Consider the following 12,688-nt stretch of genomic DNA (forward strand, 5'->3'; position numbering starts at 1 on the left):
TGATTCCTGCTGATCCTTCTAGACGATGGTCAAGTTGGCGATCTTCGCCTGCTGGTCGGCGGCGATGAGGACGTTGCTGCCGCCGACCCCGGTGAACGTGTTCCCGGAGATCGTCAGCGTGTTGATCTGGCATAGAACGGTGCCGATCGGTGACTTACCGCCCACCCAGACTCCGGAGAACGGGGCACTCGATATCGTGTTTCCGGAGACGGTGAACGTGCCAGCCGTCATCCCCGCCGTTTCGCGAATGGAGTGGATCGAGATGGCGCCCGGACAGTACGTGTAATCACCGGTGCAGGCGTTCGTGACAGTGTTGTTCGTGATCTCGGCGCTGAACAGCGGGAAGCCCGGAGCGCGTCCCCAGAGGTAGATTCCCGCCTGGCAGGTGTTGCTCACCGTGTTGTGATCGATGACCAGGTCGGCGCCGCTGCTTGCCAGAATGCCCCCGCCTTCGACGGAGCCATCGATCGTGTTGTCGTCGACGTGCACGAACTGGGCTTCCCTGTACACGGTTCCTACCCAACCGACCTGAATGCCCCCATCGCGGTTGTCATCGGCGGTGCAGCCAGTCACTCGCACCTGACGTGAACCTTCGACGTCGATGCCGTACATGTTGGCGCCAGAGCTCGTGACAGCTCCTACATAGACACCGGTGCAGGTGTCTATCACGAGGTTTGAGCCGCTCGCACCCGACAGCGACACGTCCGTCACGGAGACGTTCTTCGCACCTGTGACATCCAGCAGCGCGCGGTTTCGACGGAGGTCCGGCCGGTCCGGAAGGGAGAACGCGACGTTGGAGACCGAGCATCCCTCACCGCCGATGATGCGGATGCCCTGGGCGTCTGGGCTTGTGCATACGATCACGGACGTGCTTCCCACACCTACGATGTGTACGTTGTCGCGTTCGGCGATGGCGAAGTGATGTGTGATCTTCGTGTCGCGGAACGTCGATGACGACGGGTCTACAACGAGGCGGAACTGTCCCGCGGGGACAACGATGATGCCTCCGGTGAGCGGCAGCGCAGCCAGAGCTGCTCGGAACGCCGGGGTGTCATCGTGAACGCCGTCTCCCACCGCCCCGTAACTGGTCACGCTCGCGCTCGGCAGGCCTGCCGTGCTCTGTGGCTGGGGGTCCGCCCATGCCGTCTCGCTCGGTTCAGCACGACGGGATGCATATGGGTCGCTATAGGGGGCGGATGTCGTCGTTGTGAATCCCGTCATGTCACCGCCAACAGATCCGGTCACAGAGGGGAGAGCCGTGACGTGGTTGCCGCTCGAGGTGACGCCGGTCGCTGTGCCTTTGACAATGACGGAGGGACCGGTGTTCTCGATGATCCTGTTCTGGCTGATGTCCAGGCCGGAGATGGTGCTGTTGACCGGGAGGTTGATCCCGGTTCCATCAGCGGCGTAGAGATGGTTGCCGAAGATCTCGATGTTGCTCCCGGTCACCCCGAGCCAGTTCGTGATCCCGACGGCGATGTCATTGTCCTCGGACGCTCGGACGCAGTTGTTCTTGACGGTGAGCGTGTCGACTTTGTTCAGGAAGGCGATGGCGCCGTGATAGCCGCCCCCACTCGCCAGAGCACGATTGTCCGGTCGCATCTCCATGCTGGAGCGGACCATCGTGTTGGCGAGTACGGTGGCGTCGATCAACGTTGCAGGCGACGCTGTGTTGCTGATGTCGCTGAGGACCGCGGCACCCATGGTGTTCTCGATCCAGTTGTTGTCGATCGACTGGTGCGATCCGCCAAGGGTCATTCCGCGACCCCAGCACGCGCTGACAACCGTGTTTCGTGTGAAGCGGACGTTCGGGATGGCAGTGCTGTCTGGGAACAGGTTGCTGTCTTGGTAGTTGGCGAATCCGTCATCCCCGATGGCCTCCGCCCAGTTGTACGCTGCAACGCTGTTCTTGGCGCCGCCGTAGTTGAAGGCATCTGAACCGCTGTTGCGGAGGACGTTGTCCACCATCCAGCTGTTATTCGCGTGCGGGAGGATGATGCCCGGCTGGCAATGATCGACTGTCATCCGGAGGATCTGCATCGATTCCGGAACCCGGACGAGCAGAGCGGTCGCGGTGGTCGTATGCCGGATCAGGTTGAGCGGAATCCACTGCATCGCAAAGTCTCGCAGCGAGACGTTGGTCGCGTTGACGAACGTCCAGCCCGCACCCGCTGGGTACAGAGGTGCTTCCTGGCCATTGGTCGTCATCTTCGGTCGCCGGAAGACCACAACGCTCCCCTCCCCCTCCCCCACGAAATGGACGTTCGCGATGGTCTGCTGGTTCCACCAGTTGACGTTTCCCGCAGCGTTGGGCGGGAAGAGATATCGGCCGACGGGAAGGTAGACGATTCCACCGCCGAGGGCGTTCACCGCAGCGACGGCGCTGTCGAAGGCAGCGCGATCAGACGTTGTTCCGTTGCCGGTGGCGCCGTGATCCATGACGTTCACCACGGGCATGCTCGCATAGTCGATGATGGGCATGCCCTCCAGACCGGGCCGCCCGTAGAACGACGCCGGGAGGTTGGCGATTGTGCCGCTCGGTGTGAGGTTGCCGATGGCACCTGGCGTCGTAAGGCGGGGCCGGGAGGGAAGTCCGAATGCGGCGCCTGCCCCGCTGACCAGAGCGGCCGTGGCACCTGCTGCGCCTGCCACGGCTGCCGCACCTATGAACGAGCGGCGGGTGAGTTCAGGTGACATCGTTGTACTCCGTTCTCCGTTGCACTGCATGGTCGAATGGCGCGGTAGATGCTGCGCGCCAGCTTGTGGTGGGCCACCAGCTAAGAGCGGCAGCGGTCGGGGTGAAATCGAGGAGCGATCGGTGCTCGTTGCTGTCCAGCGAGGCATCGAAGTCCTCTCGCACGGCACCCGTCCAGCAGTCGAGCAACCGGCGAGTCGGTTCCTCCGAGCAGGTGTCCTCCGCAGAGAGGAAGTAGGGACCGGGACCGGCGCCACTTCCGACGGCCGCGAGGACGAACGCGCGTGCGCAGTCGTCGAGGTCTACATAGGCGAAGAGTTCGCTCGCCGAGCGAGGCAGCCCGATGAAGTCCGGTGCGTGCCACGTCGTGTAGTCGCCGGCATCCGCGATGTACGGCGGGCGGAGGATGACGACCTCTAGCGGCGTGGCACGGTGGAGATAGAGCAAGTACTCCTCAGCCAGGCGCTTCGAGATCTGATAGGGGGTGACCGGATGCGCCCGCTGCCGAGCGTCGATAGGCAAGTCATCGGGCCTGCCCGGTCCGGTCACTCCGAGCGCGTTGATGCTGGATGCGTAGACGAACCTCTCACAGCCGGCCTTGAGTGCCCGGTCGGCGAGCGCGATGGTCCCGAGCGCATTCGTTCTCAGGATCTCGGCGGGTGTACCCGCACTGTCGCTCGGGAGCGCCGCAAGGTGGATCACACCCTCGACGCCGGAGAGCGCTTCCGAGGCGTCGTGCGGATCCGCGACGTCCCCCGTCCGGTGATCCGGGCGCTCACCGGGCGAACGATCGAAGGTCCTACAGGGGATGCCTGCGGCGTCCAGGTGCCGCACGAGCACCCGCCCGAGCTTTCCTTCACTTCCCGTGACAAGCCAGGTCATGATTCGGTCTCCGCCCGGGGGATCCACGTGGCGAGTTCAGCCGCGACCTCCGTGCCCGCACGCACCAGTGCCGGCAGACCATCGAGCGGCACAGCGATCTTCGTCGTCACAGGCCCGCAGATGACCGTCCCGCTCTGAAGGGGAATCCATTCGCCGGCGGGCACGAACACCTCGCGCGTTTCGGCTCCCCGCTCGGTGAGAGGGGCGACGAGGACGTCCGAGCCCAGCAGGAACTGGTCCTCGACTTCCCAGGCGCGTTCCTCTTCCGGGTACTGGAGGAACAGTGCGCGCATCGCGGGGAGGCCGGTGTCGCGTGCTTCCTCCATCACACGGTGCAGATAGGGGCGCAACGTCTCACGGACGTCCAGAAGCTTGGTCGCGATGGCGAGCACGTCATCGCCGAAGCTCCAGACCTCGTTCGGCGCCCCATGCTTCAGCTCGCCGGGGACATCGGGGATGCGGTGACCATGCAGGCGCATGATCGGGCTGAACACACCGAACTGCAGCCAGCGCGCCATGAGCTCGCGCATCGCTTCGGAGTCGTTGGTCTCCTCACCGTGAAATCCTCCGATGTCGCTGCACCACCACGCCATGCCGCTGAGTCCCGCGTTGATGCCTGCCGGGATCTGGGCGCGAAGGGAGGCGAAAGTGGAAGGGACATCTCCGGACCACAGTGCGACGCCGTAGCGTTGCGTCCCGTGCCAGGCCGACCGCGTCAGGTTGAGCGCGTTGCGAGGGTTGTCGCCGGTCATCCCCTCGCTGAAGGCGCGTGCGTTCCAGTGCGGGTAGAGGTTGCCGACGGCGTCCGCGCGGCCGGCGGCATAGTCCCACTGCGACGGCTCCTGAGGCACGATCTCGGGTTCGCACGCGTCGAGCCAGAAGCTCTCGATGCCGTGACGGCGGTATCCCTGTGTCACGGCGTCCCACACGAAGGCGCGCGCGTCGGGATTGCTCGGATCGTAGAAGTGCAGGAACGCCGGTCCGTCCTGGCCCGTGTCCAGGAACCGTGCGGCGACGCCCAGCCCCTCGGACCGCGTCATGAGGAAACCGGAGCGCTCCATGGCGCGGAAGTTGCGACTGCTCTCGTTCACGGCGGGCCACACCGAGACGAGCGGCTCGACGCCGAGGTCGCGCAGTTCTGCGACCATCGCCGCGGGGTCGGGCCAGAGGGCCTCGTCGAAGGACCAATCGCCGAAGAAGTTCCAGTGGAAGTAGTCGATGACGATGGAGGCGAGCGGCAGGCCTCGGCCGACGTGCTCCCGAGCGACCGCGAGCACCTCCTCCTGTGAGGCGTAGCGCAGACGCGACTGGACGAATCCGGACGCCCAGTCCGGGAAGCGGGGAGCGCGCCCGACGAGGCCGGTGTAGCGCCCGAGGATGTCGGCCGGTGTCTCCCCCGCGATCACGATGTAGTCGACCTGCTCGGAGTTCTGCGCCGACCACTGCGTACGGTTGCGGCCGAGCTCCACCCGGCCGGGGCTCGGGTCGTTCCAGAGGAGGCCGTAGCCGCGGTTCGACAGCAGGAACGGAATGGACACGTTCGAGTTGTGCTGGATCAGGTCGATGACCGCACCCTTCTGATCCAGAAGACCGTGCTGCTGCTGCCCCAACCCGAAGAGCCGCTCTTCCGCGCGTGCGGCGAAGCGCACGTCCAGTCGCGTGGATCCGCCCTCGCGGCGGCTGTAGCGCGGAGGCGTCGACGCGAGCGTCTGGGGATCCTCGGCCAGGAGGATCCGACCGACGGGATCCGTGAACGTGAGATTCCCTCGAGGATCGACGGTGACGCGAATCCGCCCGTTCTCGAGAGCGGCTCCACCGTCGTCGGAGCGGGTGAGGGTTCCCGTCGACGATGGGGATCCGTGCTCGAGCCCGCCGAGGCGTGTCTCGTCGATACGAGCGCGTCTCGTCGCCCGCACCCGGATGGCGTCCGGCCCCCAGGGTTCGACCCGGAGCGTCTCGCCCCGATGACGGCGCTCGATGATCGCAGTGTCGTCGTGTGTCACGGTTAGCCCTTCAGCCCGCTGAAGCCGACGCCCTGCACGACCTGGCGCTGGAAGATGATGAAGACGATCAGCGGCGGGATGGTCGAGATCAGCATCCCGGCGAGCACCAGGGCCTGATCGGCGTTCTGAGCGAGCCGGGGAAGAGCCACGGACAAGGGTTGCCTGGTGGGGTCGCTCATCGCGATGAGGGGCCAGATGAAGTCCTTCCATGCGCCGATCAGCGACAGCAGGCCGATGGCGAACATCATCGGGCGCGAGAGCGGCATGGCGATCTGCCACAACATGCGGAGCGAGCTCGCACCGTCCACCGAAGCGGCCTCGAAGAGCTCACGCGGAAGCGTGTCGAAGAACTGCTTCGCGATCAGAACGTTGAACGCGTGCGCGCCGGCGGGCAGCCAGATCGCCCACGGCGTGTTCGCGATGCTCACATGAAGGCCGGGGAGATCGATGATCGTGAGGTAGAGCGCGACGAGCGAGACGGTACCGGGGACGAAGAGCGTCGCGAGGATCGCGCCGTAGACGACGGGGCCGAATCGGGGTCGCAGTACCGAAAGCGCAAATCCCGCTGTGACGGCGACCAGGACCTGGGTGAGGGCGGCACCGACGGCGTAGACCACCGTGTTGAGCAGGTAGTGCCCGATGTCGAGCTGAGTCCAGGCGTCGCCGAGGTTGGACCATTGAGTGATCCCGGGCCACAGCGATGCGGGATTCCTCAGGAGTTCCTGGGTGCCCGACAGAGCAGCTTTCACAAGCCACCACAGGGGTCCGACGCCGGCGAGCGCGACGAGGACCAGGAGCACGGCCTGGGTCAAGCGGACTCCGGCGCGCACGCCCGGCCGACGAAGATCTGCGGGCGAGATGACGCTGCGGACGGCGGTTTCAGGCGCTTTCCGTCTGCGGCGGGGATGCTGGTCGTTCAGCATTGGCGATTGCATTTCTGCTGACATCAGTTCTTGCTCCAAGACCGCGTGAGGCGGAGGTAGACGGCCGAGACGATTCCGAGGGCGATGGCCAGGAGCACGCTCAGTGCGGTCGCATAGCCGAAGTCGCCGTTGAGGAATGCCGCGCGGTAGATGAGCATCAGGATCGTCACGGTCGAGTTCTCCGGGCCTCCATCGGTCATCACGTATGGCTCGGTGAAGATCTGGAGGGTCCCGATGATCTGCAGGAGCAGGAGGATCAGCATGATCCCCCTGAGCTGAGGAAGAGTGACGTGCCAGACACGACGCCAGATCGACGCGCCGTCGACCTCTGCCGCTTCGTACAGCTCGGGCGCCACTCCGGACAGAGCAGCGAGGAACAGTAGGACGGTGCTACCTGCCCCCGCCCACACGATCAGAACGACCAGGCTCGGAAGTGCGGTCGCTTGCGTCTGCAGCCAGAGAATCGGGCCGAGCCCGAACGCGCCGAGGACAGTGTTGAAGAGCCCGTTGTCGGGGTCGTAGAAGAACTTCCAGAGCAGCACCGACACGACCGGCGGAATGATGACGGGGATGTAGACGAGCACCCGGAAAACCCCACCCAGTCTTCGAAGCTCGAACATGATGATCGCCAGCAGCAGAGGGAGAGGGAAGCCGATGAGGACGGAGAGCGCCCCGAACTTCACGGTGTTCGCGACGGCAGTGAGCAGCATCGGGTCCGCGAAGACGTGCACGAAGTTCTCGAGCCCCACCCACTTCGGCGGATCCACCAGGTTGTTGTATTGGACACTCAGGAGCAGGCTCCGCAGGATCGGCCACCACGAGAAGACACCGAAGAGCACGAGCGCTGGCAGCAGGAAGAGGAGTGCCGCCAGGTCACGCCGCCAGCGGCGGGGTCGCTTCATCTGCGGAGGGGCCGGCGCCGAAGGGGTCCCTCCGGGGGAGGCTGACGGCGACGCCGCAGCCTCCCCCAGGGCGTCAATGCTCATTGTCACTGCTGCGCCTGGGCGACAGCCTGCTCCGCAGAGGACTGCGCCTTCTTCAGCTCCACCGCCGGATCGGCATCCTGCCGGGTCAGCACGGCCTGCATCACGGGGTCGAGCGCCTGGTAGACGAGTTGCGCCGCGATCGGCGGTTCAGCCTTCAGCTGGAGCTTCGCCGTCCCGGTGACGAACGGCTCGAAGTTCGCCGTCTTGATCGTGACGTATGGCTTGATCGCTGCGGCGATCTTGTCCTGAGTTGCGGTGTTGAACAACGGGACCGCGGGAATGCCGACCGGGATATTCGCGGCCGCGTTCGACTTCGCCACGCTCGCCGCGGCCGCAGCGTCGTACTGGGGTCGGAGCCAGCGATAGTCGATCCACTTGACAGCCGCGGCCGTCTGGGCCTTCGTCGCCTTGGCGTTGACCATGGCCACGCTTCCACCGGCGAGGGTGGTGTTCCCGCCCGACTGCGGATAGGCCGTGATGCCGAACGCATTCGGGTCGCCCTGATACTGCTGAATGTAGTTGGTGTAGTAGTCGGGTGCGGAGATGATCATCGCGTATTTGCCTGCCGCGAACCCGCTGTTGATGTCGTCGTAGCCGAGCAGCGCGTTGGCGCTCATCGAGCCGTCCTTCCAGCGCATCGCCTGAAGCTGCTTGAGGTACGAGACGGCGTCGGGGTTGTCCACCTGGACCGAGTACTTGCCGTTCTTGCCGAGGGTCTCCATCGTCCCGCCGTAGGAGTAGGTGCCGGCGGTCAGATGCCAGCCGCCTGAGCCCTTCGCGGTCATCTCCGCGAAGCCGGGAACGCCGGTCGCATCGGTGATTTTCTTGGCGGCGGCCTCCACCTGCGCCCAGGTCGCGGGCGGCTTGTCCGGGTCGAGGCCAGCCTTCGTGAAGAGATCGCGGTTGTAGGCCAGGCCGAGCGCATACTCGGCGGTCGGCACGCCGTAGAGCTTTCCGTTGCTCTTCAACGGCTCCAGCACCTTCGCGTTGAACTGCTTGGAGGCGGAGAGCCCGTGGAAGTCGTCGGTGAGGTCTGCCACCTGCTTCCGAGCGATGAGCCCGGGCGGATCGGTGAGCGGCACCCACAGCAGAGTGGGCGCCGTGCCGCCTGCGAGTTCGGTGACGTACGACTGGGCGTTCCACTTCTCATCCGTGGGGGTCACCGTGATGTTCGGGTTCGCCTTCTCGAAGGCGGCGATGTCATCCATGAACGCCTGACGCGCTGCGGGCTTGGTGGTCGCGGGGATGCCCATCACCGTGATGGTGACGGGCTCTGCCGATTTGCTGGGATCCGGGCTTCCCGACCCGGTGCAGGCCGACAGCGCCAGCCCGATGGCCGCGGTCGCGGCAAGCACCGCTCCCCATCTGAGGGTCATCTTCATTGATTGCTCCTGTTTGTGAGTGGTGTACGTGCTCGGGTGTGTTTCTAGCGCGCCGGGACGACGACGTTGCGCAGCGGAAGCCCGTCTCGCAACGCCGCGATGTTCGCGGCGACATCTTTCATGCGGTTGTGGAAGACGTCGGTCGTCACGCCGGAGGTGTGCGGGGTGACGAGGACGTTCTGAAGGGCTCCGAATGGCAGCTTCGATGGATCTGCACGGTTCCCCTCTGCGGGGTATCGCCACCAGACGTCGATCGCCGCCCCTCGGATTCTCTTCTCATGCAGAGCCGCATACAACGCTTCCTCGTCGACGATCGGGCCACGAGCCACGTTGATCAGCACGGAGTTCCTCGGCATGAGCGCAAGCTCCTTCTCGCCGATCAGCCCCACGGTGCTCTCGGTGAGCGGCACCGTGACGATGACGAAGTCCGAGGTGCGCAGCAGGTACGGCAGTTGATCGGGAGAGCCGACCCAGTCGAGCTCGTCGGCGGCCGTCGACTGCGGATTCCGCCGGACCGCCGCGACCCGCATACCGATCGCGCGGGCGAGCCTTCCGATGTGGCTGCCGATCTCTCCGTAGCCGATGATCCCCACGGTCTTGCCGGCGAGCGTGTCATGCACCGGCGCGGTCGGATCCTGGAACACGGACAGCCAAGTCCCCTCTCGGAGCGCGCCGTCCTCGACGAGGAGGTTGCGTGAGAGGGCGAGCATCGACATCAGGCAGTACTCCGCGATCGCCCGCCCGTGATGCGACGTGTTGGCCACGACCACGTCTCGGGGCACAGCGGAAAGTTCGATTCCTTCGTATCCGGCACCGGCGACCTGAATGAGCCTCAGCTTCGAGCGTTGACGGATCTGGTCCGCGTCCATCCGTGAACCCACGAAGACATCGGCATCCATCGACGCGTGCGCGATGTGCTCCGGCCGATCAAGGAACTCCCAGCTCACGCCTTCGCCAAGCGCGGCGCGCAGCTCTTCCGCCAAGCGCACCTGCATGGGATCAGCAACGATTACGTGCAACAGTTTCTCCTCGATCGATTCTCGAATAATCAGATTATTATGTTTAAATGATCTAGCGTCAACCGTCCGAGCGAACTTTTCTGAGACGGTGGCGCAGACAGGAGTGACGTGAGAGACATGACCATCTCGCCGACATCGGGCGCACGACTGTATGACCAGGCGGTCGAACAGATCGGACGCGCGATCGTTCAAGGAGACTTCGAGATCGGTGCACCGATCGCGCCCGACCAGCTGGCACTGGATCTGGGCCTCTCACGGTCCGTGCTGCGGGAAGCGTTCCGCGCACTCGAGTCGAAGGGACTCGTGCAGGCCCGCCCGCGGATCGGCACGCGCGTCTCTCCGAGGGCTCTGTGGAACTTCCTGGATCCGCACGTGATCTCCTGGCGCCTTCACGGCGACGACAGGTCGAACCAGGTCGAGGAGCTCTACGCGACCCGACTCGCCGTCGAGCCGGTGGCGGCGCGACTCATCGCCGGGCTCGCCGACGCCGATGCGGTCGAAGAGCTTCGCGCGCTCATCACGCGCATGCGCGAGGCGATGGCCGCGCGCGATCTCCACGCCTTCACAGAGGCCGATGTCCTCTTCCACACGGAACTGCTGACGCGTTCCGGCAATGAGATGTTCGGCTGTTTCACCACCGTGATCGCGGCAGCCGTGAGAACTCGGGAGACTCTGGTGTTCCCGCTTGTCGAGGAGACGACGAAAGGACTGGACATGCACGAGCGCCTTGTCGAGGAGATCGCCACGGCCAACCCGAACGTGGAGTCGACATCGCGCACCCTCATCCGCGAGGCCCATGGCGAGGCGCGCGCCGCGCTCGGGCACTGGGACCGGTCGGGGGCACTCTCGTGACCGCGACGACCCCAGCCACTCCAGGGATGGCACACACTCTGGTGTTCTTCGGTGACAGCATCACCGAGGCGGGCCGGCGCCGTCCGGGCGGCAACGCGCTCGGCGAGGGCTACGTTCGAATGATCGCTGAGCGCACTTCGCCTGCCGGCATCGTCAACCTGGGCATCGGAGGCGATCGGGTCCGCGACCTTCGTAGCCGTTGGAACGACGTGGTCGCGGCGCAGCCGGATACGCTCACCGTTCTCATCGGCATCAACGATGTGTGGCGCCACTTCGACAGGGACGACTACACACCGCCGGATGCGTTTGCGGCGGATCTGCGCACGATTCTTGACGGAGCACACACCCGTGGCACCCGGGCGATTCTCATGGAGCCCTTCCTCCTGCCGGTCGAGCCCGGCCAGTGGGGCTGGCTCAGCGAGCTGGAGGAGAAGATCGGCATCATCAACATGCTCGGCACGGAATACAGCACTCCCGTGGTGCCGCTCAGCCGACTCTTCATCGAGGCAGCCGCCGAGCTCGATCCTGCGGACCTCGCGCCGGACGGCATCCACCCGTCTCCGCGCGGCCATCGCCTCATCGCCGACGCATGGCTCGCCGTCGCAGGACGATGCCCGATATCCAAGAGATCGCACCCCGGGCATACCGCTCGATCCAGCACTCGCTGATCACGATCTTCGCGTGGGAGCTGTCCGCGGAGTACGCGAGCCGGTTCGATGCCACCGCCTAAGCCGCGCCCTCACTCGCTCTTGGTAACACCTACTCCAACGATCTGGAACCGTCCCCGGAGCGCACCGCTCAAGCCCGCACGGGTGCGGAACAGCTCATCGCCACCCTGTCGTCGCGGCCCGGAGATCCACTCCGCTAGCTCACGACCTCGGACTCGACGCCTGCCGGATACGTCCGGCAGACCCACCAGAAGCGGCCTGGTCGACCAGCGAGGATCGTCATAGGTTGAAGTCATGCCGCCCCGCGTCCTCGTCCTGGTCCTTCCTCATGTCAATGTGCTGGATCTGTCCGGTCCGGTTCAGGTGCTTTCGGCCGCAACGCACCTGGGCGCCGACTACGAGGTGTCGTTCGTCGCCGCCGACCCCTCGGTCGTCTCGGCCCAGGGGCTGACGTTGGCGGCGCTGGGGCCCTTGCCCTCCGCGACCCACGGGGATCTGGTGCTCGTGCCGGGCGCAGACCTGACGATCTCTCAGGAAATCGATCCGCGCGCGATCACCTGGATCCGCGAAGCCGCGGAGGCGGGCGCACAGATCGCGTCGGTATGCACAGGGGCGTTCGTGCTCGGCGAGGCCGGCCTGCTCGACGGACGCCGGTGCACCGCGCACTGGAGCGTGCTCGAGCATCTGCGCGATCGCTACCCTCGGGCGCGGGTCATCGATGACGTCCTCTTCGTGATGGACGGGCCGGTCCTCAGCAGCGCCGGCATCGCCTCGGGGATCGATCTCGCGCTGGCCATCGTCGAGCGCGATCACGGCTCGGCCCTCGCCGCCCGCGTCGCGCGCGAGCTGGTGGTGTACCTCCGGCGCAACGGAGCGGAAGTGCCGACCAGTCCCTTCGTCGAGCTGCGCGACCATGTCGTGCCCGAGGTGCAAGCGGTCCAGCAGCTTCTGTCCGACGATTTCGCCGGACGCCACACGCTCGCCGAGCTCGCCGCCGCGGTTCATGTCGCCCCTCGAACGCTGACCGACCACTTCGTGCGCACGATCGGTATGACGCCGTTGCAGTATCAGCAGACGCTCCGGATCGGTCACGCCAAGACCCTGTTGTCCTCCACCCACCTGTCCATCGAAGACATCTCGCTCGCCTGCGGATACGGCGATCCCCGTCAGCTTCGGCGCGCCTTCCGGCAGGTCAAGGGCGTCTCACCGCGGGCCTACCGCAACGCCGTGCGCCGCTGATCCCGCGCTCGCCCTCTTCCCCGTCTCTTCTCTTCTCTT

At 65.5% G+C, this 12,688-nt stretch carries 10 protein-coding genes; 3 read left to right on the forward strand and 7 right to left on the reverse strand.

Translation table 11 applies throughout. The features are described 5' to 3' along the window. Nucleotides 1-18: 18 nt before the first annotated feature. The 7 genes from LXM50_RS14430 to LXM50_RS14460 form a co-directional block, all read right to left on the reverse strand. The gene (locus LXM50_RS14430; protein ID WP_233312146.1) at nucleotides 19-2,697 is read right to left on the reverse strand and encodes a right-handed parallel beta-helix repeat-containing protein; all 2,679 of its coding nucleotides are present in this window, start codon (nucleotides 2,695-2,697) and stop codon (nucleotides 19-21) included. Next, entirely contained in the window at nucleotides 2,687-3,577 is an 891-nt protein-coding gene (locus LXM50_RS14435; RefSeq protein WP_233312147.1) for an NAD(P)-dependent oxidoreductase, read from the reverse strand. The genes LXM50_RS14430 and LXM50_RS14435 overlap by 11 nt, the downstream gene beginning before the upstream one ends. Beyond that, a complete protein-coding gene (locus LXM50_RS14440) occupies nucleotides 3,574-5,580 on the reverse strand; it encodes a TIM-barrel domain-containing protein (RefSeq protein ID WP_233312149.1) in 2,007 nt (668 codons plus the stop codon). Before LXM50_RS14440 ends, LXM50_RS14435 begins: the two co-directional genes overlap by 4 nt. Nucleotides 5,581-5,582: 2 nt before the next feature. Further along, entirely contained in the window at nucleotides 5,583-6,392 is an 810-nt protein-coding gene (locus LXM50_RS14445; protein WP_233312151.1) for a carbohydrate ABC transporter permease, read from the reverse strand. Between the two features lie 134 nt (nucleotides 6,393-6,526). Next, on the reverse strand, nucleotides 6,527-7,405 hold the full coding sequence (locus LXM50_RS14450) for a carbohydrate ABC transporter permease (RefSeq protein ID WP_233312152.1): 879 nt from the start codon (nucleotides 7,403-7,405) through the stop codon (nucleotides 6,527-6,529). A gap of 86 nt (nucleotides 7,406-7,491) precedes the next feature. Next, the gene (locus LXM50_RS14455; RefSeq protein WP_233312153.1) at nucleotides 7,492-8,871 is read right to left on the reverse strand and encodes an ABC transporter substrate-binding protein; all 1,380 of its coding nucleotides are present in this window, start codon (nucleotides 8,869-8,871) and stop codon (nucleotides 7,492-7,494) included. A 44-nt stretch (nucleotides 8,872-8,915) separates the two neighbouring features. Continuing rightward, the gene (locus LXM50_RS14460; protein ID WP_233312154.1) at nucleotides 8,916-10,082 is read right to left on the reverse strand and encodes a 2-hydroxyacid dehydrogenase; all 1,167 of its coding nucleotides are present in this window, start codon (nucleotides 10,080-10,082) and stop codon (nucleotides 8,916-8,918) included. Between LXM50_RS14460 and LXM50_RS14465 the strand changes: the two genes are divergently transcribed. The 3 genes from LXM50_RS14465 to LXM50_RS14475 all read left to right on the forward strand — a co-directional run bounded on the left by LXM50_RS14465 (nucleotide 10,008) and on the right by LXM50_RS14475 (nucleotide 12,649). Then, entirely contained in the window at nucleotides 10,008-10,742 is a 735-nt protein-coding gene (locus LXM50_RS14465; protein ID WP_233312155.1) for a FadR/GntR family transcriptional regulator, read from the forward strand. The two genes, LXM50_RS14460 and LXM50_RS14465, sit on opposite strands and share 75 nt — an antisense overlap. Beyond that, nucleotides 10,739-11,410, forward strand: a complete 672-nt coding sequence (locus LXM50_RS14470; protein WP_233312156.1) for an SGNH/GDSL hydrolase family protein — start codon at nucleotides 10,739-10,741, stop codon at nucleotides 11,408-11,410. The genes LXM50_RS14465 and LXM50_RS14470 overlap by 4 nt, the downstream gene beginning before the upstream one ends. A 294-nt stretch (nucleotides 11,411-11,704) precedes the next feature. Next, entirely contained in the window at nucleotides 11,705-12,649 is a 945-nt protein-coding gene (locus LXM50_RS14475; protein WP_267920943.1) for a GlxA family transcriptional regulator, read from the forward strand. Nucleotides 12,650-12,688: the final 39 nt, after the last annotated feature.

It is taken from the genome of Microbacterium sp. Au-Mic1, assembly GCF_021341785.1.
GTDB lineage: Bacteria > Actinomycetota > Actinomycetes > Actinomycetales > Microbacteriaceae > Microbacterium.